Source organism: Achromobacter sp. B7 (assembly GCF_003600685.1).
Lineage (GTDB): Bacteria > Pseudomonadota > Gammaproteobacteria > Burkholderiales > Burkholderiaceae_B > Achromobacter > Achromobacter spanius_B.
On the sequence record NZ_CP032084.1, the window covers coordinates 4202520 to 4227590 of the forward strand.

The 25071-nt window shown below is 65.0% G+C and carries 19 protein-coding genes; 7 read left to right on the forward strand and 12 right to left on the reverse strand.

What is annotated here, in order from left to right; translation table 11 throughout:
* Positions 1-12: 12 nt before the first annotated feature.
* The 3 genes from DVB37_RS18970 to DVB37_RS18980 form a co-directional block, all read right to left on the reverse strand.
* Positions 13-987 (reverse strand): tripartite tricarboxylate transporter substrate binding protein, encoded by a 975-nt coding sequence (locus DVB37_RS18970; protein WP_162941246.1) that lies wholly within the window; start codon positions 985-987, stop codon positions 13-15.
* A gap of 28 nt (positions 988-1015) precedes the next feature.
* Positions 1016-2245 carry a CaiB/BaiF CoA-transferase family protein gene (locus tag DVB37_RS18975; protein WP_120156442.1) on the reverse strand — a complete coding sequence of 410 codons (1230 nt, stop codon included), beginning with the start codon at positions 2243-2245 and terminating at the stop codon, positions 1016-1018.
* A gap of 111 nt (positions 2246-2356) precedes the next feature.
* Entirely contained in the window at positions 2357-2785 is a 429-nt protein-coding gene (locus DVB37_RS18980; protein WP_046806026.1) for a PaaI family thioesterase, read from the reverse strand.
* Between the two features lie 219 nt (positions 2786-3004).
* Here DVB37_RS18980 and DVB37_RS18985 point away from each other — a divergent pair, with 219 nt between their 5' ends.
* Positions 3005-3877: an NAD(P)-dependent oxidoreductase gene (locus DVB37_RS18985; RefSeq protein ID WP_104144040.1), complete on the forward strand. Its 873-nt coding sequence runs from the start codon at positions 3005-3007 to the stop codon at positions 3875-3877.
* A gap of 1 nt (position 3878) precedes the next feature.
* Here the strand turns inward: DVB37_RS18985 and DVB37_RS18990 are convergent, their stop codons facing one another.
* Positions 3879-5147 carry an MFS transporter gene (locus DVB37_RS18990; RefSeq protein ID WP_046806000.1) on the reverse strand — a complete coding sequence of 423 codons (1269 nt, stop codon included), beginning with the start codon at positions 5145-5147 and terminating at the stop codon, positions 3879-3881.
* Between the two features lie 264 nt (positions 5148-5411).
* Entirely contained in the window at positions 5412-6068 is a 657-nt protein-coding gene (locus tag DVB37_RS18995; RefSeq protein ID WP_104144041.1) for a GntR family transcriptional regulator, read from the reverse strand.
* A gap of 217 nt (positions 6069-6285) precedes the next feature.
* On the opposite strand from DVB37_RS18995, the gene DVB37_RS19000 reads away from it, so the two are divergent.
* Positions 6286-7272 (forward strand): tripartite tricarboxylate transporter substrate binding protein, encoded by a 987-nt coding sequence (locus DVB37_RS19000; protein ID WP_104144042.1) that lies wholly within the window; start codon positions 6286-6288, stop codon positions 7270-7272.
* A 27-nt stretch (positions 7273-7299) separates the two neighbouring features.
* The gene (ggt, locus tag DVB37_RS19005; RefSeq protein WP_120156443.1) at positions 7300-8895 is read left to right on the forward strand and encodes a gamma-glutamyltransferase; all 1596 of its coding nucleotides are present in this window, start codon (positions 7300-7302) and stop codon (positions 8893-8895) included.
* Between the two features lie 85 nt (positions 8896-8980).
* On the opposite strand, the gene DVB37_RS19010 is transcribed toward ggt, so the two are convergent.
* Complete coding sequence (locus DVB37_RS19010) at positions 8981-9682, reverse strand: response regulator (protein ID WP_046806004.1); 702 nt, start codon at positions 9680-9682, stop codon at positions 8981-8983.
* 432 nt (positions 9683-10114) lie between these two features.
* On the opposite strand from DVB37_RS19010, the gene DVB37_RS28410 reads away from it, so the two are divergent.
* From DVB37_RS28410 to DVB37_RS19025, 3 genes are all read left to right on the forward strand, one after another.
* The gene (locus DVB37_RS28410; protein ID WP_046806005.1) at positions 10115-10456 is read left to right on the forward strand and encodes an Hpt domain-containing protein; all 342 of its coding nucleotides are present in this window, start codon (positions 10115-10117) and stop codon (positions 10454-10456) included.
* Positions 10457-10754: 298 nt separating this feature from the next.
* Positions 10755-12260 (forward strand): ShlB/FhaC/HecB family hemolysin secretion/activation protein, encoded by a 1506-nt coding sequence (locus tag DVB37_RS19020; protein ID WP_162941247.1) that lies wholly within the window; start codon positions 10755-10757, stop codon positions 12258-12260.
* A gap of 64 nt (positions 12261-12324) precedes the next feature.
* Complete coding sequence (locus tag DVB37_RS19025; protein ID WP_162941342.1) at positions 12325-15003, forward strand: filamentous hemagglutinin N-terminal domain-containing protein; 2679 nt, start codon at positions 12325-12327, stop codon at positions 15001-15003.
* A 98-nt stretch (positions 15004-15101) separates the two neighbouring features.
* Here DVB37_RS19025 and DVB37_RS19030 read toward each other — a convergent pair whose 3' ends face one another.
* From DVB37_RS19030 to DVB37_RS19050, 5 genes are all read right to left on the reverse strand, one after another.
* Complete coding sequence (locus tag DVB37_RS19030) at positions 15102-16259, reverse strand: fimbrial protein (RefSeq protein ID WP_120156447.1); 1158 nt, start codon at positions 16257-16259, stop codon at positions 15102-15104.
* A 122-nt stretch (positions 16260-16381) separates the two neighbouring features.
* Positions 16382-17143 (reverse strand): molecular chaperone, encoded by a 762-nt coding sequence (locus DVB37_RS19035; protein ID WP_120156448.1) that lies wholly within the window; start codon positions 17141-17143, stop codon positions 16382-16384.
* Entirely contained in the window at positions 17140-19746 is a 2607-nt protein-coding gene (locus DVB37_RS19040) for a fimbria/pilus outer membrane usher protein (RefSeq protein WP_240433929.1), read from the reverse strand. Before DVB37_RS19040 ends, DVB37_RS19035 begins: the two co-directional genes overlap by 4 nt.
* Before the next feature lie 110 nt (positions 19747-19856).
* Positions 19857-20618 (reverse strand): molecular chaperone, encoded by a 762-nt coding sequence (locus tag DVB37_RS19045; RefSeq protein WP_120156449.1) that lies wholly within the window; start codon positions 20616-20618, stop codon positions 19857-19859.
* A 14-nt stretch (positions 20619-20632) separates the two neighbouring features.
* Positions 20633-21217 (reverse strand): fimbrial protein, encoded by a 585-nt coding sequence (locus DVB37_RS19050; protein ID WP_120156450.1) that lies wholly within the window; start codon positions 21215-21217, stop codon positions 20633-20635.
* A gap of 507 nt (positions 21218-21724) precedes the next feature.
* Between DVB37_RS19050 and DVB37_RS19055 the strand changes: the two genes are divergently transcribed.
* A complete protein-coding gene (locus tag DVB37_RS19055) occupies positions 21725-22780 on the forward strand; it encodes an Ldh family oxidoreductase (protein ID WP_120156451.1) in 1056 nt (351 codons plus the stop codon).
* Between the two features lie 83 nt (positions 22781-22863).
* Here the strand turns inward: DVB37_RS19055 and paoC are convergent, their stop codons facing one another.
* Positions 22864-25068, reverse strand: a complete 2205-nt coding sequence (gene paoC / locus DVB37_RS19060; RefSeq protein WP_046806012.1) for an aldehyde oxidoreductase molybdenum-binding subunit PaoC — start codon at positions 25066-25068, stop codon at positions 22864-22866.
* Positions 25069-25071: the final 3 nt, after the last annotated feature.

A 25071-nucleotide genomic window follows, 5' to 3' on the forward strand; every position in this document is an offset into this window, starting at 1 on the left:
CAAGCGCTCCGGTCACTGCATTTTCTGAAATTTGATGTCTTCGACCACCGTCTTCCAATGCCCGTACGACTGCGCGATCAACGCGCGGAATGCGTCGCGCGACATCGGGCTGGGCACGGCACCCTGTCTTTCGATGGCGTCCACCGTTGCCGGGTCCGCCAGGGCCTGGCGTACGGCCGCGTTCAATTTATCCAACACCGGCGCGGGCGTGCCGGCGGGTGCGGCCAGGCCGAACCATGACGGGTTGTTCATGGCGGGCAACCCCGCTTCGGCATAGGTCGGCACGTCGGGCAACACCTTCAGCCGTTCGCGGGCCGCCACGGCCAAGGGGCGGATGCGCTGCGCCTGGATCAGCGGATACGACGACGGAATATTGTCGAACACGACCTGCACCTGCCCGGCCACCAGATCGTTCAACGCGGGCCCCAGACCCTTGTACGGCACATGCAGCATGCGCGTGCCCGTCGTCTTCATGAACAGTTCGCCGTTCATGTGGCTTAAGCCGCCATTGCCGGATGAGCCGAACGCGTACTTGTTGGGATCGGCCTTGAGCAAGGCCAGGAACGCCGTCAGATTTCGCGCCGGCAACGCCGGGTTCACGACCAGCACGTTGGGTACGTCCGCCAGGTTGCTGATGGGGGCAAAGTCCTGGACCGGGTCGTAGAGGCTCTTGGCATAGACGTTTGGGTTGACGGCGTGCGAGCTTTCCACGGCCATTACCAGGGTGTAGCCGTCGGCCGGCTGCTTGGCGGCGTAGGCGGACCCGATGCTGCCCCCGGCGCCCGGCTTGTTTTCGATGATGACGGACTGGCCCAGCTGCGCGCCCAGCTTGTTGCCCACGACGCGCGCGATGATGTCAGTGGTGCCGCCCACGGCATACGGCACCACCAGGCGGATGGGCTTGTCGGGATACTCGGCGGCGGCCAGGCCGGGTACGGCAAGGCCCGCAAAAAACATGGCAAGCGGTATTTTTTTGATGATTGTCATTGTTGTCTCCTCGGGATGAATCAGGTCTTCAAAGCGTGGGTGGACGGCCCGGCGCGGCGTCGGTGTGGCCGACCGGCATGGCGCGGGGCCGCGCGCCCAGCACCGCGTCGGTGTGTTCGCCCAGCAAAGGCGGCGCGGCGCCCAACGCGTTGGCGGGCGAGCCGGCCAGCAAGGGGTTGCGCACCAGCCGCATGTCGCCCAGCACCGGATGCACGGTGGCCTGGACCAGTTGGCGGTGGCGCACCTGCGGATGCGCAAAGACCTCGTCCAGCGTGTGGATCGGCCCCCATGGCACGCCCGCGGCGTCGAACGCGTCGGTCCAATGCTTGCGCGGCGCGCCGGCCAGCACTTGCGCCACTTGCGCGCGCAAGCTGTCCAGGTGCAAGAGGCGCGCGCTGTTGGTGGCGTAGCGCGTATCCAGTGCCCAGTCGGGATGACCGACCACACCGCAGAAACGCGTAAATTGGGCGTCGTTGCCAATCGCCAGAATCAAATGGCCATCGGCGCAGGCGAACACTTCGTAGGGCGCGCAATTGGGATGCGCGTTGCCGCTGCGCTGGGGCGCCACGCCGGACGCCAGGTAGTTGGCGCCCTGGTTGGCGTTCATGGCCACGGCCACATCCAGCAAGCAGATGTCCAGCGGCATGCCCTGCCCCGTAAGGTCGCGCTGGCGCAAGGCGGCCAACACGGCGGTCGTGGCATACATGCCCGTCATCAGGTCCACCACGGCGACGCCGGTGCGCAAGGGGCCGGCGCCGGGCGTACCGTCAGGCTGACCGGTGTAGCTCATCAAGCCGCCCATGCCCTGGAACACGTAGTCATAGCCCGGCTTGTCCGCCATGGGGCCGGATTGGCCGTAGCCGGTAATGGACAGGTAGATCAGGCGCGGGTTGATGCGCGCCAGCGCCGCGTAGTCCAAGCCGTATTTGCGCAGGCCGCCGGCCTTGTAGTTCTCAACCAGGATGTCGGCGTCGGCGACAAGTTCGCGCACGCGGGCCGCGCCCGCCTCCGAGGCAAAGTCGATGGCGACCGACTGCTTGCCACGGTTGCACGCCATGAAATAGGCCGACATGGCCGCCTTGCCGTCGTCGGCGCGCAAGTCGGGCGGCCCCCAGCCGCGCGTGTCATCGCCGCGCGTCGGGTGTTCGATCTTGATGACCTGGGCGCCCAGGTCGGCCAGGTTCTGCGTGCACCAGGGGCCGGCAAGAATGCGCGACAGGTCCACGACCTTGATGTCGCAGAGGGCGTTGTGAAGCATAGTGTCTCCGTGATTCAACTGCTTTCGGAGAATTATGTTCGCGCCCTCGTCCCACGAGGAGTTGAATGTTTCGAACGCTGCGTTCGACAGCGTTCAACGCGCGGCGGACGCTTAGCCGTCCGACACCGGCGAGGGCGCGGCGCGCACGGCGAACACGGCGTTCGCTTTGAGCATGACGCGGCCGTCGACCCGCAACAAGCAATGGGCGTAGATCAGCCGCTTGCCCTGCTTGTCGATCTGCACATGGGCTTCAAGCCAGTCGCCAGGCTGCACGGCGCTAAGGTATTCCACCGACATCTGCACGGTCACGATCGACACTTGCGCCTGTTCGGCAATGGTGAAGCCCAGCGCGCTATCCGCCAAGGTGGCAAGCAAGCCGCCGTGCGCCATGCCGTGCATGTTGGTGTGCGCGTGGTTGACGCGCAGCGCCAGCACGTTGTCCGTGTCGCGCCGGTACAGCGCGCCCAGGTCGGCCAGATGGGTCATGAACGGGCTGCTGGGGCGCCACGGCGCAAAACCTTCGGGGATGGATTCAGTCATGGCGGGAAAATCGATGGCAATCCGACATTGGATGGCTGAAAGTACCGCAAAGCCGGCCCCGGCGAACATGGCCGGCGGCAAGAGGTGTACGCGCAGCGAACGAAGCGGGGCGTATCGCGGGCCGGGCACCGCCCAAGCGCGGACGGGCTTCGTTCCGGTGGAAATCTAAGAGTAAGATTTACGCCACAACATTCCTATACCTGGCAGGAGCAGTAAACGATGGCGAAAGTCGGCATGGTGGGTATCGGCCTTATGGGCCATGGCATTGCAAGCAATCTGGTCAAGCACGGGCATGCGTTGACGGTGCTTGAACATCCGGGTAATCAGCCCCTGGACGCATTGAAAGCCGCGGGCGCGGCCAGCGTGACCAGCGGCGCGGCGTTGGCGGCGCAGTCGGATGTGATCATCCTGTGCGTAACGGGCAGCCCGCAGGTCGAAGCCGTGTTGCTGGCCGAAGGCGGCGTGCTGGAAGGGCTGCGCGCAGGCACCGTCATCATCGATTGCTCGACGGCGATTCCGTCGTCCACCATCAAGGTCGCGCAAGCCGTGACGGATTCGGGTGGCCGCTTTCTGGATGCGCCGATGACGCGCACGCCCAAGGAAGCCGCCGAAGGAAGGCTGAACCTGCTGGTGGGCGGCGACGCCGCGCTGTTTGAAGAATGCAAGCCGATCCTGGCCTGCTTTGCCGAAAACATCACGCATGCCGGCCCCATCGGCGCCGGGCACCGCATGAAGCTGCTGCACAACTACGTGTCGCTGGGGGTCGTCGCGCTGCTGTCGGAAGCAGCGGCGTGCGCGCTGCGTTCCGATATCGACCCGGCGGTGTTCGCGGAAGTCCTGAGCAAGGGCGGTGGCGGCGGCGTGGCGTTGGAACGCATCAAGCCGTACCTGCTGGAACAGGACCCGTCGTCGCTGCGCTTTTTCATGTCGAACGCGCAGAAGGACCTGTCCTACTACAACACCATGGCAGCCGAGGCCGGCGCCGTGCGCGAGATCGGCGCCGCCGTGCAGCACACGTTCGACCAGGCCGTCACGCAAGGCGGTGGCGAACGCTACGTGCCCGAACTGGTGACGTTGCTGAAAGACCGCTAGGTCAGCGTCCCACGGTTGCCGGGGCGGGCGCAAGGCCGCGTCCGGGCAACCGCAGCGAGATGGCCGCGGCCATCAACAGCAGCACGCCCGCCGAACCGAAGGCAACCCAGTGGGTGTGGAACGTGTCGAACGCCCAGCCCCCCAGCCACGAACTGATCATGCCGCCCACCTGGTGGCCCAGATACGTCAGGCCGTACAGCACGCCGACCAGCCGGATGCCGTAGACGTCCGCCAGAATGGCCGACGACAAGGCGATGCTGCCCGCCCACACAATGCCGCCGATGGTGGCCGCCGCATACAGTTCCCAGTGCGCGCCCACCATGACCAGGGCGAAGAACCCCAGGCCGCGCACCAGGTAGATGGCGGCCAGGATGTTGCGCCGTTCAACCTGGTCGGACATGCGGCCCAGCACCAGCGTGCTGAAGATGGCAACCAGGCCGATCAAGCCGATGCCCAGCGAACTGGTGGTGGCGTCAAAGCCGTGGTCCATCAGCATGGGCATGCCGTGCGTACCCAGCAGGTTCATGCTGTAGCCACAGGCGAACAGGCCCAGCGCCACCTGCCAGAAGGGCAAGGTGCGCAACGCGTCGCGCACATTCGGCGCGGGGGCTTTGCCTGGCGTGGAGGAAGCGGCCGACACTTTTCGATCGGGAATCTGGTGAGGCAGCAGGTCGGTGTGTTCGGGCGCGTTGTCGCGCATGATGAACAGCGCGACGGGCACGGTCAGCAAGGCGAACAGCACGGCGAAGGCCAGCAGGGTTTCCTGCCAGCCCACGGCCGCGATCGCAAAGGTCAGCGTCGGCGTCATCAAGGCGATGCCCGCCATGGACCCGGTGGACAAAAAGAACAGTGCCATGCCGCGCTGGCGCGTGAACCAGCGGCTGATGACCGGCGTCAATGCAACGGGGCTGGTAAACGCCAGGCCCACGGACAAGGCCACGCCGAAGGACAGCAGGAACTCAATGGGGCCACGCGCGAACACCGTCCACAGCGAAGACGCCACGACGATGGCCGTGCCGGTCAGCAGCACGAAGCGCGTGCCGCGCACGCTGACCAGGTAACCCGCCAGCGGCATGGCCAGCCCGTAGCACAGCATGCCCACCGCCACGATGGCCGACAGCAGGCTGCGCGAAAACCCCAGCCCGTCCGCCATCGGCAGGAAAAAAGGCCCGATGCCCATGCGCAGGCCCACCGTCAACAGGGTAAGAACCGCGGCGGCGCCGACGATGTTCCAGCCGAAATACCAGCCGCCCGACTCTTGCTTGTTCACAACCGTCTCCTCGATGTCTTCTTGTAGCCGCAGGCGCGCCAGGGCTTGCAGACACCGCAGGGAACGCGCGGACAAAATCCGCTATCGACACGGGTGAGAAGGACGCGGCACGAATCGGCGTGTTCTTGCCGGTGGCCAGGGGCCGGCCGGACGCAACATATTACTCCTGGCTATAAGCGGGGATCACGTTGCGGGGCCGAAAAATTCGTTCGGTAAGCGGGCATTCGCCCATTGCGTCGCCAAGGCAGGCAACGCCAGACGGTGTTACGCCTTCTTTTCCAGGAACGCCTGCAACGCGGGCACGGTGTTCAACACGTGTTGGCGCATGGCTGCTTCGCAACGGGCGGGGTCGCGCGTTTGCAGGGCGTCGATCAGTTCTTGATGCGATTCCCGCACACGCAGTACGCGGCCGGGCTGCGCCGCCCACAAGCGCATATAAGGTTCCACCACCGAATGCAGTTCCGAAATTTGGCGCAGCAGTCGCGGTTTGTGGCAGAAGCTGCACAAGTATTCATGAAACTCCCGGTGCGCGGTCGTCCAGTCCAGATCGTCGCTTGCGTCCTGGTCCAGCTGCTCAAGCATATTGGTCAGGCGGCGGACGTGCTCGGCGCTCATGTGCAGCACGGCATTGCGCGCGGCCAGGCCTTCCAGCACGGACCGCATCTCGAACACTTCCAGCATTTCCTGCTGGTTCAGTCCGCGCACCACGGCGCCCCGATTGGCCCGGATCTCGACCAGGCCTTCCGAGGCCAGCCGCCGCAGGGCGCCGCGCACGGGCATCCGGCTGGTGCCGATTTCGGTGGCGACCACATCCGGCACCAGGCGCTGGCCGGGCGCATAGTTGCCCAGGCGGATTTCGCGTTGCAGGTGCAGATAAGCCTCGTCTTCGGCACTGATCGCTGTCTTCTGGAATTGCAGCATTGTCGTCCCCGGGCTTGGAAAGCCGCCATGATAGATAAACGCAAAAATAACACAAACTGGATCCAGTGATCCATGGATGCAAATACTAATGGTCGGCCGGGGCACGGTCCCGTCTAATTGCTTGCGGACGGCGTCGCAAGGCCTGTCACGCGCCGGAACGGGCAACAGACCCGCCCGGCAAGCCCAAGCTTTCCATTACGCGATCAAGGGGAATCCAATGAAATTTCGTCTCATCCGGACGCTGGCCGGCCTGGCCGTAGCCGCTTTCGCCGCCCAGGCCGGCGCACAAACCGCCGCGCCCGCCACCGACTGGCCGCAGCACCCGGTGCGCATTGTTGTGCCGTTCCAGGCCGGCTCTGCCACGGATCTGATCTCGCGCCAGCTGGGCGCCGCGCTGGCCACCGAACTGGGCCAACCCTTTGTCGTGGAAGCCCGCCCGGGCGCCGCGGCCGCCATCGGCAGCGCCTCGGTGGCGCGTTCCGCGCCGGATGGCTACACGTTGTTGATGGGCGGCCCGGCCGCTGTCGTCACCAACCGCTTCCTGCAGAAGCGTCTGGCTTATGACCCGGACGCCTTCGCGCTGGTGTCCCTGGTGGCCTACACCCCCAACATCCTGCTGGCCAATCCGCAGCAGCCCTTCAAGACGCTGCCCGAAATGGTGGCCTATGCGCGCGCCAATCCGGGCAAGCTGACCTACGCGTCGTTCGGCACCGGCACCACGTCGCACATGGCGGGCGAAATGCTCAAGTCCATTGCCGGCATCGACATCCTGCACGTGCCGTACAAGGGCGCGGGCGAAGCCATCCCCGCCCTGCTGTCCGGCCAGGTATCGATGTATTTCGACACCATCATGACGGGCCTGCCGCAGGTCAAGAGCGGTTCGCTGCTGGCGCTGGGCATGTCGAACTCGAAGCGTTCCTCGCTGGCGCCGGACATCCCCACCATCGCCGAACAAGGCTACGCGGGCTACGACATCGCCCCCTGGTATGGCCTGGTCGCGCCCGAAGGCACGCCCGAGCCGATTCTTGAAAAGCTGAACCGCGCCGTCAACAAGGTGCTGGCGGATCCGGCATTGCGCGGTAAGCTCGCCGAAGCGGGCGCCGAACCGCGTGGCGGCAGCCGCGCCGAATTCGCCGCCTTCATCAAGGCCGAAATTCCGCGCACCAAGCAGTTGATCGACCAAGCCGGCATCACCCCGCAGTAACCCTTACACCACGAGTTTCCAGCATCCATGTCCCCCTCCTTCGATTGGTCTTTTCCGTACGCTTCCCGAAAAATGCCGGTCCTGGCCGCCAACGCGGTCGCGACCAGCCAGCCGCTGGCTGCGCAGGCGGGGCTACGCATGTTGCTGGCCGGTGGCAATGCCGTTGACAGCGCCATTGCCACCGCGATTGCGCTGACGGTGGTCGAACCCGTCATGAACGGCATCGGCGGCGATATGTTCGCGCTGGTCTGGCACGACGGCAAACTGCATGGCCTGAATTCCAGCGGTTGCGCGCCCGCCGCGTGGACGCCGGACTTCTTCAACGGCCGCGACGCCATGCCCGGCACCGGCTGGGGCACCGTCACCGTGCCCGGCCAGGTGGCCGGCTGGAAGGCGCTGTCCGACCGCTTCGGCAAGCTGCCCTTCACCAAACTGTTCGAGCCCGCCATCGGCTATGCCGAAGAAGGCTTCCCCGTGTCGCCGACCATCGCGCGCCAATGGGCCACGCAAGCGCCCAAGCTGGCGCACGAGCCCGGCTTTGCCGAGGCCTTTCTACCCGAAGGCCGCGCACCGCAAGCAGGCGAATGGTGGCGCTTTCCGGCACAGGGCAAGACGCTGCGCGCCATTGCGGAAAGCGGCGGCGACAGCTTCTATCTGGGCGAACTCGCCCGCAAGATCACCGACTTTGCCAGCCAGACGGGCGGCGCTCTCAGCGCCACGGACCTGGCCGAGCATCGTCCGGAATGGGTCGCTCCCATTTCGCAATCGTTCCGCGACGTCGAACTGCATGAAATTCCGCCGAACGGCCAAGGCATTTCCGCGCTGATGGCGCTGGGCATGCTGGAACAGTTCGACCTGGAAGGCATGGGTGTGGACAGCGCCGACTACTACCACGTCAGCATCGAAGCGATGAAGCTGGCGTTCGCCGACCTGCATCACCATGTGGCCGACCCGCGCCACATGCGCACGGACGCCAGGGCGCTGCTGGACCGCGCCTACCTGGCCGAACGCGCACGACTGATTTCGATGGATCGTGCCAGCGTACCCACCGCCGGCACGCCCGCCACCGGCGGCACCGTTTACCTGACCACGGCCGATGCGAACGGCACGATGGTGTCGTTCATCCAGTCCAACTATCACGGCTTCGGTTCCGGCGTGGTCGTGCCGGGCACCGGCATCAGCCTGCACAATCGGGGCTTGAACTTCGTGCTGACGCCCGGCCACGCCAATCAGGTGGCGCCGCGCAAAAAGCCCATGCACACGATCATTCCCGCGTTTGTCACGCGTGGCGGCCAGCCGTTGATGTCGTTTGGCGTGATGGGCGGATCGATGCAGGCGCAGGGCCACCTGCAAATGGTCACGCGTCTGGCCGCGTTCAAACAGAACCCGCAGGCAATGAGCGATGCCCCGCGCTTCCGTGTTGAAAAGGGCCCGGTGGTGAATGTGGAATCGCATCTGCCGCAAGACGTGGTGCAGACGCTGCGCGACCGTGGTCACAATGTGGCCGTGGCGCCCGTGGACAGCCTGGAATTCGGCTCGGCGCAGTTGATTTGCCGCTTGCCCCAAGGCGGTTATATCGCGGCGTCGGATTCGCGCCGCGACGGGCAAGCCGTCGGCTTCTGACAGCAAGGCGGCTTCAGGGCTGAAGCCGTCGCCGAAGGCAATTCATGCTTCGGCCCGGCTTGCCTGCCCCGGCTTCGGCCTGAGCTCAGGCCGAGCTCCAGGTTGGCTTGTCCGGCCGGGGCAGCGCGGGGAAGCCGCCTTCGCCCAGTTGGCTTTGAACGGCGTCGGCGCCGTACCGGATCAGATCCGCGTCGCGTTCGATGCCCAGCTTGCGCATGGCGCTGCGCTTTTGCGAGCTGACCGTCTGCACGCTGCGATGCGACATCTGCGAAATTTCAGTCACGGTGGCGCCTGCACAGAACAGGCGCACGATCTCGGCTTCGCGCTTGGTCAGCCGCGCCCGCCCCAGCACAAACGCCTGGTTGACGATCATCTCTTTGATGGTCGGCGAGTAGTAGGTCTTGCCCTGGTACATGGCGTGCACGGCGTTGATGATGTGGCTGGTGGAATCTGATTTGCTCAGTACGCAAAGATTTTCGTAAGCCAGCAACGCGCGGATCAGCGTGGGGTTGTCGATCATGGTCAGCACCGCCACGCGCAGCGCGGGGTATCGACGCCGCAACAGCGCGATCAGGCCCAGGCCGTCACCGTACTTGCCGCCGGGCATGGTGTAGTCCGACACGACCACGTCGCAATGCTGGGTTTCAAGCCGCGCGACCAGATCGGTGGAGTTTTCGGCGCACCCGATGACATCGATGGCCGGGTCCAGCCCCAATTCATAGCTGACCCCCAGCGCCACGGCGGGGTGGTCGTCGGCGACGATCACGCGAATGTATCGTGATGACATTGCTGCATTTCCCTCTTCCACATCGGGAGCCCCCGGGCAACATATAGCCTTGCACGCGGGAATAGCGCCCGACGCAAGCAAGTTCTTTTTTTCATCGGCAGATTTGCATGGGTGTACGCCGTGTGAAGCCACTATATCGATAGACCGATATAGTGCTGCCGTACAGCCAATAAGAGAATAGGAATACTACGAAAGTATCCGATGCGCAACGTTCCGGCGCATGAGTCGGACGTATCCCCATCACGCCGGGCCAGGTTTCGCGATTATCGTCGTCTGGTGCGCGGTGAAACAGGCCCAGTCAGCAAGCCCATGAACAAAAACAACAACGAAGACCCTGCGCGACCCGCAAGCCCAAATGGCGCGTCGCCCCCTACAAACGGCGGCCGTCCGCCCATTGCCTCGAGTACGGCGCAACGGCGCCATGAACGCCGTGTGCGCACCATCACGGACTTGACCGGTGCCGATCCGGCCCGCGTCCGCGCCTTGGCGCACGCGTTCGTCAAGGCCAACGACATCGATATGCTGCGCCTTTGCGAACTGCACGCACGCGATGACAGACCCGCATTGCGCCAGCTTGCCCATCGGATCAAGGGCGCGGCACAAATGACGGGCGACGCGCAACTGAGTCGGCTGTGTTCCGTGCTCAGCGAAGCCTGCGCGGCACCCATCAGCCATGCCTTATCGCTGGACGCCATTGTTGAGCAGCTTGGTGATGCCCTGTTGGAATTTGGCGCGTCTTGCCAACGAATGGCCAAGGAAGCCAAGTCGTCCTGACGCCGCCAAGGGCGCGACGCGGCGACGCAAGTTCTTGAAATTCGTAATCGTCACATCAGGAATTCAGACTCGTCGTAAAGATTGAGTGCGTCGCCATTCGTATAGTGGTTCGATGCTGCCCATTCCCCATTTGGCGATCGTTGCCGCTTTGTCCGCGGCATGGCTTTGCGGGCGACCCGCCCTTGCGCAAATCCCCGACGCCGGTCGTTCCCTCCGCGATCTGGAATCGACCATCCCCGCGCCGCCGCCCGCCGCCCCCGCGCCCGCGCTGAAACTGCCAGGCGGCCCGGCCGGCGCAATGCCCGCGCCCGACTCAGACACCGAATCCGGCAAAGTCACCACCGTGTTGGTGCATGCCTTCCAGCTGGAAGGCAACGATGTCTACGACAACGCAACGTTGCAGGCGCTGCTGGTTGATGTGATCGGAACCCATCAGGGCCTGGAAGGGCTGCGCGCCGCCGCCGCCCGCCTCTCCCAGCACTACCACGCGCACGGCTACCTGCTTGCGCGGGCCTACCTGCCCCCGCAGCAGATCGACGGCGGCGTCGTGCGCATCCGCGTCATGGAAGGGCTGTACGGTCAGGTCATTCTGAACAACGCGTCGCGCACGCGCGATGGTGCGTTAAGCCCCATCCTTGACGCCCTGCCCCCCGGCACGGCGGTGCAAGGCGCGGATCTGGACAGCGCGTTGCTGCGCCTGAACGACCTGCCCGGTGTCGTTGCCATCGGCACCTTGCGCGCGGGCGCCGTCACGGGCGAGACCGACCTGATCGTCAACGCGCAGCCCGGCCCCTGGATCGCGGGCAGCATCGACGCCGACAACTATGGCGGCGCCTACACCGGCGAATATCGCTTAAGCGCGGCCGCCAGCATCAACAGCCCCTTGGGCCTGGGCGACCAGTTCGACGTGCGCCTGTTGTCCAGCGACCGTCGGCAGCGCTATTACCATCTTGATTTCCAGGTGCCCGTCGGCCCCTGGTCCACCCGCATCGGCGCGGGCGCTTCCAACATGCGCTACGAGCTGGGCCGCGAGTTCGCCGCGCTAGAGGCGCACGGCCAAGCGCGGAACACCAACGCCTACCTGCGGCAAACCCTGCTGCGCGGCCGCGACGCCAACGTCCAGGCCACGCTCCAGTACGAACACAAGCGCCTGCGCGACAACTACGACTACTTCAATCTGTCGCGCGCGCAACGCATCGGCCTATGGACCGCCACCGTCAACGCCAGTCTGAACGATACGCTGGGGGGCGGCGCCAGCAACGGCGTCAGTCTGGCGGTGTCGCGCGGCAACCTGCGCTTTGGCGACGACGCCCAGCGGCGCGACGATCGCTTCGTCAAGCACGCCGGCGGGGGCTTCGGCGTGTTCAACCTTGGAATGAGCCGGCTGCAACGCATATCGGGTCCCGTTCAGTTCTTTGCGCGCATGCGCTCGCAATGGTCCAGCAAGAACCTGGACAGCTCCGAGAAATTCAGCCTGGGCGGCCCGTATGGCGTGCGCGCCTACGCACCGGGCGCCGCCAGCGGCGACCAGGGCTGGCAGGCCACGGGCGAACTGCGTTACTTGCCCTTGCCCGGCTTGCAGTTCTCGGCGTTCGTGGACACCGGGTCCGTCCAGGTCAACAAACGTGCATGGACGGCGGAACCCAACCGTCAATCGTTAAGTGCGTTCGGCGTGGGCGTGGCGCATGGCGGTGCCCAGCACCTGGTCAATGTCAGCGCCGCGTGGCCCTGGCGCCAAGGCAGCGGCGCCGCAAAAACGGACCGCCAACCCCAATTCTGGGTGCAGGCCACCCGCTACTTCTGAGTCTTACCCACCTGCGACGCGGCGCGCCACAAGCGCGCCGCGTCGCACTTTCCCAGAGGAAAACATGAACAAGACTTTTGCATTGGTGTGGAGCGAACCACGCGGAGGCTGGGTCGCCGCCGGTGAAGGCGCGCGCCGGCGCGGCAAACCGCCGGGCGCGTTGCGGCGGGTCGCGGTCGCAGTGGCGCTGATGGGCGTTGTTGGCATCGTCCATGCTCAGGATTTTCCGAAGGACGGGGTGGTCAAGCTTGGCGCTGTCGACATCACCGTGGATGCCGACAAGAAGACCATGCGGGTCAATCAAAAGACGGACAAGCTGATCATCGATTGGCATCGGTTTGACGTGGGCCCCGGCAAGCACGTGGTTTTCAACCAGCCCGGCCGAGAATCCGTCGTGCTGAACAAGGTCCTAAGCGACTTCTTCAGCGACATCCGGGGGGAGATCAGCGCCAACGGCAGCGTATTCTTGATCAATCCCAACGGGATCGTGTTCGGTCAATCGTCGCGGGTAAACGTAGGAAGCCTGCTTGCCTCGAGCAAGCCTGTCAGCCACGACGATTTTCTTAGTGGAGGCCCAATGCAACTGACAGGTGCAGGCAACGCCGGCATCACCCACTTGGGCTCGATCACCGCCCATGGTGGCGGCAGTGTCATCCTGGTCGCCGACAATATCAAAAGCTACGGCAGCATCCAGGCGGACCGGGGCAGCGTCGCGCTGGCATCCGGCAAAACGATAACCGTGTCTTTGGCCGGGAATTCGTTGATAGACCTGCAAGTGGAAGGGGCCACCTTGAACCCCTTGATAGAAACTACCGGCTTGCTGCGCGCGCATGGCGGGCAGGTACTGCTCAAGGGGCCGGCCAAAGACGCCATGTCGGCCCTCGTCGTCAATAATCGTGGCGTGATCGAAGCCAACTCGCTGGACGGAAAATCCGGCACCATCGTTCTGGACGGCGGCAACTTCGGCCATGTCCAGGTCGGTGGACGCCTGACCGCTACGGGCGGCGACACCATGGCGGGCGGCACGATATCCGTCATCGCAAAATCCCCCTCCATCCACCCGTACGCCGACATCGACACACGCGGCGCGCCCGGACAAACCGGCCTGCTGTCGATAGCAGCGCACAACGTGAACGTTGCCGGGGACGACTCCGAAACGGGCGCCACGTTGTCCGCCAGCGTGCTGAACAAGAACCTGGCCACCACCAACGTTGCGCTGATCAGCCCATACGGCAACGTCGCGATCAACGCGCCCGTGCAGTGGAATGGCGCCACGTCGCTGACCTTGCAAGCCGCCAGGGACGTAGAGTTCAACGCCCCCGTAATCGCCCACGGAGACGGCGCGGGCCTGGCCGCCAAGACGCTGGGCGGCGATCTGCGCATCAATGCCCGCATGACGCTGGCAGGCGACAACGCGGCGCTGGCCTTGATTGCAAGATCAGACTTCGACCTGAACAACGGCGTGACCATCGAACTGAGCGGCAAGGGCACCACCTACGAAACCCGCCAGGGACGCTATGACGTCATCAACGATATCAGCCAGTGGGAATCCATGAACAAGGATCTGGCCGGGCGCTATGCGCTGGGCAAGAGCCTTGAGGCGGGCGGCAAAGTCGCCACCATCGGCGATGACCACAACGTATTCACCGGCGAATTCGAGGGCATGGGCCACACGCTAAGCAAGTTCGAGGTCGACGCCGACAACCACGCGGGCCTGTTCGCCCAGTCCTCGGGCAACATCCGCAACCTGAATCTGTCGGACATATCCGTCACCACGGCCAAAGGCGCGCGATCGATCGACAAGGCCGCCGGCGCGCTGGTGGGCACCAATTCCGGCGCCATCACCAACGTGCATGCGACGGGATCGCGCATGACCGACCTGGGCGCGGGTATCGGCGCGGTCGGCGGTTTGATCGGCCGCAGCAATGGCGGAACGATCGACCGATCAAGCGTCACGGCTTCGACACTGCGTGCCACGGGCGGACGCGTCGGCGGCATGATCGGCGACAACAACGGGGGCTTCATCAGCGACTCGGTGGCCAACGTCGCCGTGCAGGTATCGGGCAACGTCCACGCCGGTGGCTTTGCCGGCTATAACGACGCGGCCGGTGCGCTCTACAACGTGCAAGCACGTGGCTCGGTCACCCATAGCGGCGAATCCGGCAATGGTCACTTTGGTGGCCTGGTCGGCGCCAACCAGGCGATCATCGCCAAGTCCGCCGCCTACGGCCGCGTCCAAGTGCAAAGCGGCTCGGCTTTTTCCGTGGGCGGGCTGGCCGGATACAACGGCGGCATGATCGAGAACGCCACCGCATACGGCCAAACCAGCGGGGGCCATCACAGCGCCGTTGGCGGACTCGTGGGGTACAACAACGGGAAGCTGACCCATACCGAAGCCAGGGGCAATGTCTCTGGGCGGGATCGGGGCGACGTGGGTGGATTGGTCGGCGTGAACCGCGGCAGTATTGAACATGCCGTCGCGAACGGCACCGTACGCGGAGAATACAAGAGCCGGATAGGCGGCTTGGCAGGCCGCAATCTGGTTACCGCCGAGATCATGGGCGGCACCGCGCACGGTGACATCAGCGGCGGCCTGCACGTCACGATGGGCGGCCTGGTCGGTGTGAACGAAGGGCTGGTCCATCAGTCGCATGCGCGCAATAGCGTGAATTACTGGTGGGGCCAGTGGTTGCTGCAAACGCGCGGCGCCTTGGTGGGCCGCAACACCGGTACGGTCTGGTAGGCCGCGATGGTGCGATGACGAAGGTGGCGCCATCCGACAGGACTGCGCCACCTTTTCTTGCGGCCGCGATGCGTCGGCTTCGCGGACTGATGCGATACCTAGGGAAATTCGAACGTGAATTCCGCAGCGGCATTGGCCACGCCTCCTTGCACGTCGTCGCGGTCACGCGCCGTGCGGATGTAGCGGGCGGCCAACGACAGTTGCGCGCTACCGTCCATCAGCGTCATTGCATAGTCAGGGCCATAGGCGCCGCCGACGGGCCCAAACCGCACACGTCGGTCTTGCGCATCCACCACGATGATGCCGATGCCCCGGGCCGGCTTCTCGCCCTTGGCGTTCGCGCCGTGCAGCGCCAGGACCGTATCGGTACCCGGAACGAGGCCGCTTCTTGCCCGGAACTTGACCTGTGGCCGCGCCAGCGCGCTGCATTTATTCAGCCGGATGTTGAAGGGTTTCGGCGCGGCGGTCGCGCCTTCAACGGGAAAGTCCGCGACAAAGGCGGGGGGCATGTCGACCCTGATGTCCTGATGCGCGCCGGCGTCGCACTGGTGCTTGATATCGATGCCGGGTACCGTCCCCCCCGCTCCGATCTCCAGAATCTGGCTGCCCTGATACACGGCCTTCATGGCGCACAGCTTCAGCCCGGGAGGAATCGTCTGGGGTGGCGGTTGCCACGTAGGCGGGACGATGCCGACCTGGCCGGGCTTGGTAGCACCGACGCGGTTCGTGAATATCTCCAGGACCAACGCGGTATGGGGCGCTACCCCCGTTACCTTCAAGTCGCGAGGCAGATCTTCCGGCCTTGCCATCAACACCAACTGCTGGACAAACGGCATGTATTGCATCCCACCCAGCCCGGCGACGCCAACGTTGAGGTCCGCCGCGTCTATAACCAACGAGACGCGATCCAACGCGATGACGGTGTCGCGATAGATGATCCTCATGCCTATGCCGGCCACGTTGGTGGCGACAATGCCCTCGGCCAGGTACGTCGGATTGCGCCACATCCCGGTGGTGAACAGTTTGTGCGGCTCGGTCATGCCAGGCAGCCTTGCCACCAAAAACGTGATTGCCAGCGGCGCCACTCTTTCGTACAGCACCTGGTGAATTTGCGACTGCGTCGTCAACGGCTCAACTTGCCGCCACCCTTGGCCGAAGATCACGTCGTTCTTGCAGTCCGCTGCCGCGATCACCGCGTCGGCGCCCCACGCCCATCGCGGCTGTGCGCTTGTCGCCAGCACCGCCGCTATCGCCATTGCGGCACCCCATCCTTTCCAACGCCGCGGGCGGCGCCATCGTTCATGCTGCATCTCGATCTCCTTGCCCTGCCCTGCCGCCCGGCGATAGCCCCCCGGTTGGCATGGGTGTTGGTATTGCCTTACCGAAGGCCCAGCGCCAGCCGGCCTTCAATGATGTCGCCGTCGTCGTTAGCGGCCTGGTAACGCAGTGCGTCCTTGCCTGCCCGGGGCGTCGCCCCCTGGGGCAACGGGAAGCGCGTGCGGGACAGCGGTGCAACGGTCAGCCCCATCAGTGTGATGAACGCGCCGGGCTTTTCCTGGGTGTCCAGCTCCAGCCGCGCCAGCGACACCGCATACGGCGCCGCGTTGACGGCCTCGATTTCGTGATCCGCCGCGTGATACGTCCACAACACCTGTCCGATAGCTTCGTAGGCGGATCCCGACAGGCCGTCGGGCCGATACAGCACTTTCATGCGTAGCCGATACGACAGCTGAAGCAGGTTGTTTTGCGTGCGATCCCGCGCGGGGACTTCCAGGAAATTGATCCAGAACACGGATTCGCGATCTGACGGCAGGCGTTCTCCCGTGTGCCGCAGCAACAGGCTCGCGCGCTGCCCCGGGTCCAGTCGGTACACCGGCGGCGTCAATAGGAATGGCACGGTTTGCAAGCTTGGGTCCGAGGTGAAGTCGCCGGTGTCCAGCCAGCTTTGCACCAGGATGGGATGCTGGCCGGTATTGGCGGTGCGCAAGGTCAGTGACTGTTGCGTGGCCGGGTAGATGAAGCGCGTGCCGGTCACGACCAGATCGGCCCGCGCACCCCCAGGGCACAACACGCACCAGGCAGCCGTCAGGGCAAGCACCAGCGCGAATCGCCAGCGGCCCCATGCGCGCGGCCGGCTCATCGGAGCGTCAGCGGTCCGACGCCGCCTTGAGGTGGCGTGGAGGGCGGATCGGCCTGCGCCGCCTGCACGCATTCCCGCTCCAGGATGTCGTAAGCGCTGTCGCCCCGCAACGCGCGGTCAGGCAATGCGTACTCAACAAAACAACGTTCGCCGTCGCCCTCTCCCCATTCGACGCGTACCGTGCCACGGTCTTTTTCCGCGCGCATGACGATGCGGCTTCCCTGCCCCACCGCGCCCACCGCCACGCCGGTGTCCGGGTCGATGACTTCGGCGCCGAAAGGCAACGGCGACCCATCTTCCAGCTTGCCCACAATAAGCACCTGGCGAGCGCGCAACGTCGGGTAGACCAGCTTGATGATCGCCCCGGCTCGTGGCGCGATGTTCAGCGAGCTTGCCTTGAGTTCGATGTCGGCGGGCAGGTCCGCCGGGTCCACGTCCACGGCGTTCAAGCGGTACGGGCTCAGGCTGCCCACCACGGCATAGCCAGCCGCGTCCACGCGGTTCAAGCCGTATCCCACCCGCATACCCTGCGCGTCCTTGGCCTGCACCAGCGCCACCGTTTCGCCCAGGGTCTGTGCCAACGTCAGGCCGCCACTGTGCAAGACCATGGCGCCCATGGCGTTCAACGACGCCTGGCGATATCCGCGCCCTTGCCCCACGCTGGCCGACACCGCGGCTTGCGGAAAGTTGTAGCCCAGGCCCGCGTCCGCCGAATTGGCGTTGGTGCGGCCGTTGTGCGACGCCGACAAGGAATACGAGCCCGCGCCGGCATCATCAAGCGCGCCGCTGACACTGGAGGATACGCGCGCGCCCTCGCGGCTGTCGGCGGTGTAGACGGCGCTGACGCGCGTTGCGCGCGATGACGTCGCCCGGCCAAGCGGAATGGCCACGTTAAGCGTCATCTGCGTGCTTTTGACGCTGCCGCCGCCCCAATAGTCCGAGCTGGCGCCGTGAACGCGTTGCAGCGCAATGGAATACGACACATCGTTCCAGTCGTTGTTGTAGCCCACGGAGAAGTTCATGTCGTTGCCGGCCTGCTTCCAATAGTTGGCCGTGGACGCCGACGCATACAGGCTGCCCAGGCTGCCGCCCAGGCTTTGGCTGACGTTCAGGTCGAAGCGGCTGCGCATGCGGCCATCGTTCTGGTAGCGCGTGTTTTGCGGCAGGTTGCCCAGCGCCACGGCGTCGCGCAATCCCAGGTAACCGCTGGTCGAATAGCGGTAGGCCAATAATGAAAAGTTGGTGCCGCTGTTGGGCAGGTCGCGGCTATAGGTCAGCCGGTAGCTGGCCCCGGCGCGCGATTCCCGCGAGGGCAACTTCGCACGCGCGCCCGTCATATCAAACGCAAAGGCGCCTATCGCCGTGCTCATGGCGGCGCCCAGCAGCGCCGAGCCATAGTGGTCGGTAAACGCCATCCCGCCGTAGCCGGTCACCGAGTCGCCCACTCCGCGCTTCAGCGTGCCCTGCAACACGTACCGGGAGCTGCTGCGCAAGCCGGGGTCGGCCGCGCGGCCCGCCGTTACGCTGTATTGCGTCACACCCGGGCGCAACAGCTGCACGATGGTGGCAAACGGCACCACAAAGCTGCGCAAGCTGCCATCGGCTTCCGTCACGCGCACGTCCAGATCGCCACCGTAGCTGGCGGCGCGCACGTCTTCGATGGCAAAGGGGCCGGGGGCCACGGTGGTCTCATAAATAAGGAAGCCACGTTGGTACACGGACACTTTCGCGTTGCTGTTGGCCGTGCCGCGCACGATGGGCGCGTAATAGCGCATCGTCTCGGGTAGCATGCGGTCGTCGCTGCCCAGCTGCACGCCCCGGAACGACACCGCGTCGAACAGTTCACCGCTGGTTGAGCTTTCGCCCACCAGCAACTGCGACTTCCAGGTCGGGATATCGGTTTGCAGAAAATAGGAATTGGCTTGATAGCGCGCGCCGCTGGTCTGCGACCAGGACGCCGAGCCGCTGTGCCGCAACCGCACCGCGCCCAGATTCAGCCCCGCATTGATACCGGCGTAGCCCCGCGTCGTGCGGCGGCCATTGCTTTCGGTGCTGAAGACGTTGGTGTTGTAGTTCAGCCGAGCGGCCGTGATGCCGCTGTCCCACTGCGACGGGTCCACGTAGCGGTTGGACGCCGCCAGCCGTTGGAGATACTCGGGATACGTCGCGTACAGGGCCAGCTGCGCCATATCGACCCGTATCTTTGCGCCGGGCACATACCGACCCAGGTCGTCGCAGGCAAGCACCTCGGGCAGCGGCTCGACGCCATCCGCGCGCGACACCTTGCCCAGGTCCAGCCCGCCACGCTCCAGCATCAATGCGTCGTAACAGGGCGCGGCGCTGTCTTGTCCGGGCACATTGCGAAACTCGATGTCGTCGACGCCGCGCCATTGCCCGTTGAAATACAAGTCCAGGCGATGCATGCCGGGATCGGCAAAGTTCACCCGCTGAAAGCGGCGCGTGTCGATCGTGGCGCCGCCCACTTCCTGCATCAGCATGTAGGGGTCGAAAATTGCGACTTCGTCTTGCGCCGCCGCGCTGCTGGCCGTGACCGCGCAGGCGGCCGCAAGCAAGCAGCGGCCGGTGCGCCGCCAGGGACGCATGCGTCGCCGCGCCCCGACAGGCGTGAAAACAGGATGGCGAACCGAAGGTCGCGCAAGTCGAACGTTGATCAAACCGGAGAAACTCCCGCGACAAGGGCCAGGTAAAGCGCTCAGTCCAGCAAGCGTTTGTTGATTTCGCGCCGTGCGCCAAAGTCGTTGATGGCTTCGTACTGGACGGTGGATTTCGCGCTTTGCAGGCCAGCCGCATTCGAGGAAAGCGCAAAGTTCGTTTGCCCAAACGGCGCAACCATGCCGTTATCCACGGCTATCGTCTTGCCGCCCGACACCAGCCCGACACGCGCGAACGACACATGAAACGGCGTGGGGTTGGTGACTTCAAGCTGGCGCTTTCCGCCCGCGCCGCCCACCAGTTTCCAGGTCAGCTTGTCGGGCGCCGTCGCGGCCTCGTCGGGCAGCGTGGCGGGCCGAAAGAAAATCTTGATGCGGGTATGAAAGGAAAATTGCAGCACGTTGACGGTGGCTGGATCACGCGGTGGCGTTTCCACGACGTTCAGATAAAACAGGGTCTCGCGATCGGACGGCAGCGGTTCCTTGGTGTAGCTGATGCGGATATTGGCCGCGCTGTTGGGTTCGATTCGCATGATCGGCGGCGTCAACACGAACGGCAGGCGCAAATCGGTGGGCAGCACGCCTTCCTTGCCGTCGTCGATCCAGTTTTGCGCCAGCACGGGGCTTGCCCCGTTGTTGCGGACAATCATGATGGCATCGCGCGCGTCGGACTTGATGACCAGGCGCGTGCCTTGCAAGACCAATGCGGCCTGGGCGGGAAACGCCCAGGCGCACAGGACCAAAGCGAGCGATAGCACGCGCGTGAACGCATGGCGGGCAAGCGCCCCGATGATCGTGTTCATTGCGGTCGCCGAACTTAGTTATAGCGCAGCGTGTAGGTCACGAAGGAATCGCCACCACCCATGCCGACCGAAGTGGCGGAGGGATCCTGCGGGACGTATTTGGCCGAGTAGTACAGGATGGCCTGATTGTTCTTGACCTCGGCCACTTGCGGGTTGGCGTCGGTGATGCCCAGCCGGATCGGCGTGGTGTTGGCGGGGGCTTCGCTGCGGTTGTTGCGGATCTGGATCTGCACGCCGGCAGCCGGGTCTGCGCCCACCAGCTTCAGGTTGCCCGTCACCTTGTCGACGTTCGGGTGGTTGGCATGAAATTGCAGCCGCACCTTGGTGTCATCCGTGCAGTCGGCAGAGCCGTGCACCTTGATTTGAAAGTCACGTTCGGGCGCGGACCCATTCACGACGTCCGCGGGATTGACCGTGCCGAACGAAGGCACGTCGGTGACGCCATTTGCGCCGCCCGCGCTGCCTTCAACGTCGCACGTCACGTCGCTGATCGTGCCAAAAAAGTTGACGGTACCGCCGGCGGCGAAACTGGCGCCCGGCGCGAATGCGGCGAGCAGCAAGCCAGAGGCGGCAAGGGATGTCACGATACTGCGCTTCATGCGTATTCCTTTTGTGAAGATGAATATGGCGGCTGAAAAGGCGACGCGGTGAACCATGGGGTTTGCGGATACGCCGCGGGCGCGATATGCCGCCGAAGCCTTGATGACTGCCAGAACCCGGCACACCGTGTCCTGGCAACAGGGCTCGCCAACCCCGGCAAGACAATGCCGCGGGGATGGGTTGGTGCGAGTCCATGAACGATACGATTTAGGCGCGCGGATTTAACTAGGAAGATGCTTAATTGGCGCTCTGATAAATCAGAAAAAAAGCCCTTTGGCTGAATGTCGAACGCCATTTGCATTGCTGCATTGCAAAACAGCTTCCATCCCTTTGCCAAAGCGGTCCCGCGCTTGAATTGATGCACTGCCACAGGCGCGTCCACGGCTTGTTCAAGCGCGACATATTCGGGTCACAATCAGGCTGGCCATCAACCTCGCTACACTGGCCAAGCGCAGACTGCCCCGCGCCGCTTTGATTCGACCCCGTCCGCGCTGCCGGCCGGGGCCATGCAATGCAAACCCGGAGGTAATGTGAACACCGACATGGTCAATCTCTCGATCACCGAGGTCTATGAGTTATCGCTTGATGTGTTGAGCCGCAACGGCTTTTCGACGGCGCACGCCAAGGCCATCGCGCAAACGATCACGGCGGGTCAGCGCGATGACTGCCAGTCTCATGGCATGTACCGCCTGCTCGCTTGCGTGCGTACCTTGCAGTCCGGGCTGGTTGACCCTGAAGCCCTGCCCATCGTCACGCACCCCACCGCAGCCGTGGTGCAGGTCGATGCGCAGCGCGCGTATTCCTTGTTGGCATTTCAAGAAGGCTTGCCGCATCTGGTGGACAAGGCCAAGCGCAACGGCGTGGCCGTGCTGGCCATCAACAATTGCTTCCACTTTTCCGCGCTGTGGCCCGAAGTCGAAGCCATTGCGCAGCATGGCCTTGCGGGCTTGGCGATGACGCCCAGCCATAGCTGGGTGGCGCCGGCGGGGGGTACGCGTCCGGTGTTCGGCACCAACCCCTTGGCGTTCGCCTGGCCGCGCCCTGGCCCCTACCCATATGTGTTTGACTTTGCCACCAGCATGGTCGCGCGCGGCGAAATCGAATTGCACCGTCGCACCGGGCGCGCCATTCCAGAAGGCTGGGCGATTGATGCGCAAGGACGGCCCACCACCGACGCCGCTGCGGGACTGGCGGGCGCGATGCTGCCGTTCGGTACCTACAAGGGGTCGGCACTATCCACGATGATCGAGCTGCTGGCCGGACCGCTCATCGGCGACTGGACCAGCATGCAGTCGCAAGCGCACGATGCCGGCAAGGGCGGCACGCCCCTGCACGGGGAATTGGTAATTGCGCTGGACCCGAACATCCTGGGCCGTGGCCTGGCGCCGGCCAACGCCGACGCCGCCGAGGCCATGCTGGACGCCATCAGCGGCCAGGGCGCACGCCTGCCTTCCGAACGCCGCTTCAAGGCGCGCGCCAAGAGCGAACAGGAAGGCGTATGGGTCGGCCGCGCGCTGTATGACGAGATCAGGTCGTTGGGGTCATTGAAGACGCAGGGCTGACACGCGCGTCGGCCAGCCGGCACCTTGGCGCGCTGGCGGCCGCTGGCAGCAGGGGGTGACGCGGCTGGGAATCACGGTCCTGGTCAGCTCAGCTCCGGCAAGCCCGGCAGCAGCTTGTCCAACGTGATCGGGTAGTCTCGCACCCGGACACCAGTGGCGTTGTAGATCGCGTTGGCAATCGCCGCGCCCACGCCGCACAGGCCCAGCTCGCCCACGCCCTTGGCTTTCATGGGCGAGGAAATCGGGTCGGTTTCATCCAGGAAGATGACCTCCTGGCTTGGGATGTCGGCGTGCACCGGCACCTCGTAGCCGGCCAGGTCGTGGTTCACGAAGAAGCCGACCCGGTCGTCCACCGCCAGCTCTTCCATCAAGGCCGCGCCCACGCCCATCGTCATGGCGCCGATCACCTGGCTGCGCGCCGTCTTGGGGTTCAGGATGCGCCCGGCGGCGCACACGGCCAGCATGCGCCGGATGCGCGTCTCGCCGGTGGCCGCGTCCACCGCCACTTCGACAAAATGCGCGCCGAAGGTGGACTGCTGGAACTTCTTGTCCAGGTCGCCGAATTCCATCGTGTCTTCCGCGACCAGGTCGCCGCCCGCCGCCGCATCGCGCAGCGTTGCCGTTCGGCCATTTGCATCGGTGACCGAGCCGTCCGCGAACACCGCGCCGTCCGTGGCGAAGCCCAGGCGTTGCAGAATCTGGGTGCGCAGCTTGTCGCACGCCGCGTACACGCCCGCCGTCGAGCTATTGGCGCCCCACTGCCCGCCCGAGCCGGCCGACACCGGGAAGTCAGAATCGCCCAACCGCACGACGACCTTGGCCAGCGGCACGCCCAACATTTCGGCGGCCGTCTGCGCGATGATCGTGTAGCTGCCGGTACCGATGTCCGTCATATCGGTTTCAACGATGACCTGGCCCGCGGCGTCCAAGCGCACGCGCGCCGCCGATGTGGTCACCAGGTTATTGCGAAACGCCGACGCCACGCCCATGCCCACCAGCCAGCGCCCTTCGCGGCGAGTACCGGGCTTGGCGCTGCGATTGGCCCATCCAAAATGGTCCGCGCCCAGGCGCAGGCATTCAATGAAGCGGCGCTGCGAGAACGGCCGCTCGGGCTTGGCCGGGTCCACCTGCGTGTCGTTGCGCACCCGAAATTCCACCGGGTCCAGCCCGGCCGCTTCCGCCATTTCGTCCACGGCAATTTCCAGCACCATCATGCCCGGCGCCTCGCCGGGCGCGCGCATGGCGTTGCCTTCGGGCAGGTCCAGCTGCATCAGGTTCAGCGCGGTCAGCCGGTTGGCGCCGGCATACAACAACCGCGTTTGCTGCACGGCCAGCTCGGGCTGGCCGCCGGGCAAATCGCCCGACCAGCTTTCGTGGCCGATGGCGGTGATCTTGCCGTCTGGCGTCGTGCCGATGCGCACACGCTGAATCGTTGCGGGGCGATGCGTGGTGTTGTTCGCTATCAACGGGCGTTGCAGCGCCACCTTGACCGGTCGGCCCGCCGCCCGCGCGCCCAGCGCCGCCATCAAGGCATCCGCGCGCACAAACAGCTTGCCGCCAAAACCGCCGCCCACATAGGGCGAGATCAAGCGGACCTTTTCGCGCGGCACACCCAGGGTGCGCGCCAGGTCGCCACGCCCCCAGTCCACCATCTGGTTCGACGTCCACACCGTCAGCGCATCGCCTTCCCATTTGGCAACGGACGCATGCGGCTCCATCATCGCGTGCGACTGGTCGGGCGTGGTGTAGGTGTGGTCGATCTTCACCGGCGCCTGCGCATAGGCGCTTTCGAATTCACCCACGCGGTCCTCTTGCGGATCGTTCTTGCCGGCCTTGTCCGTTGACGCCTTCTCGGCGGCCAGATCGAACGCGCCCTGCGTGCGTTCGTACTGCACGCGGATGAGCCGGCTGGCGGCGCGCGCCTGTTCCAGGTTTTCGGCCACCACCAGGGCGATGGCCTGGTGATAGTGCTCGATGGCGGGGCCGCCCAGCAGCGTGGCGGTGTTCATCTTGCCCTTGCCCAGCTTGCCGGCGTTTTGCGCGGTCACCACCGCCAGCACGCCAGGCGCGCGGCGCGCGGCCTCGATGTCCATCGATGTGATGCGGCCTTTTGCGATGGCAGAACCTAGTACATAGCCCACGGCGGCATCGGGCGCCACGTCATGCCGCTCGTACGCGTAGGGCGCCCTGCCGGTGGTTTTCAACGGGCCGTCGATGCGGTCGACGCCATGGCCCACGACCTTTAGCTGGTCGATGGGATTTTGGGTAGCGGGAGTATCGAATTTCATCGC

Coding starts and splice junctions, on each gene's coding strand:
- DVB37_RS19030 (WP_120156447.1), bottom strand. CDS start 16,259: ATGGCGATAGCGGCGGTGCTGGCGACAAGCGCACAGCCGCGATGGGCG.
- ggt (WP_120156443.1), top strand. CDS start 7,300: ATGTCCCCCTCCTTCGATTGGTCTTTTCCGTACGCTTCCCGAAAAATG.
- DVB37_RS19050 (WP_120156450.1), bottom strand. CDS start 21,217: ATGAAGCGCAGTATCGTGACATCCCTTGCCGCCTCTGGCTTGCTGCTC.
- DVB37_RS19040 (WP_240433929.1), bottom strand. CDS start 19,746: ATGCGTCCCTGGCGGCGCACCGGCCGCTGCTTGCTTGCGGCCGCCTGC.
- DVB37_RS19045 (WP_120156449.1), bottom strand. CDS start 20,618: ATGAACACGATCATCGGGGCGCTTGCCCGCCATGCGTTCACGCGCGTG.
- DVB37_RS19010 (WP_046806004.1), bottom strand. CDS start 9,682: ATGTCATCACGATACATTCGCGTGATCGTCGCCGACGACCACCCCGCC.
- DVB37_RS18995 (WP_104144041.1), bottom strand. CDS start 6,068: ATGCTGCAATTCCAGAAGACAGCGATCAGTGCCGAAGACGAGGCTTAT.
- DVB37_RS18975 (WP_120156442.1), bottom strand. CDS start 2,245: ATGCTTCACAACGCCCTCTGCGACATCAAGGTCGTGGACCTGTCGCGC.
- DVB37_RS19000 (WP_104144042.1), top strand. CDS start 6,286: ATGAAATTTCGTCTCATCCGGACGCTGGCCGGCCTGGCCGTAGCCGCT.
- DVB37_RS18980 (WP_046806026.1), bottom strand. CDS start 2,785: ATGACTGAATCCATCCCCGAAGGTTTTGCGCCGTGGCGCCCCAGCAGC.
- paoC (WP_046806012.1), bottom strand. CDS start 25,068: ATGAAATTCGATACTCCCGCTACCCAAAATCCCATCGACCAGCTAAAG.
- DVB37_RS19035 (WP_120156448.1), bottom strand. CDS start 17,143: ATGAGCCGGCCGCGCGCATGGGGCCGCTGGCGATTCGCGCTGGTGCTT.
- DVB37_RS19055 (WP_120156451.1), top strand. CDS start 21,725: ATGCAATGCAAACCCGGAGGTAATGTGAACACCGACATGGTCAATCTC.
- DVB37_RS18985 (WP_104144040.1), top strand. CDS start 3,005: ATGGCGAAAGTCGGCATGGTGGGTATCGGCCTTATGGGCCATGGCATT.
- DVB37_RS19025 (WP_162941342.1), top strand. CDS start 12,325: ATGAACAAGACTTTTGCATTGGTGTGGAGCGAACCACGCGGAGGCTGG.
- DVB37_RS18970 (WP_162941246.1), bottom strand. CDS start 987: ATGACAATCATCAAAAAAATACCGCTTGCCATGTTTTTTGCGGGCCTT.
- DVB37_RS19020 (WP_162941247.1), top strand. CDS start 10,755: ATGCCCGCGCCCGACTCAGACACCGAATCCGGCAAAGTCACCACCGTG.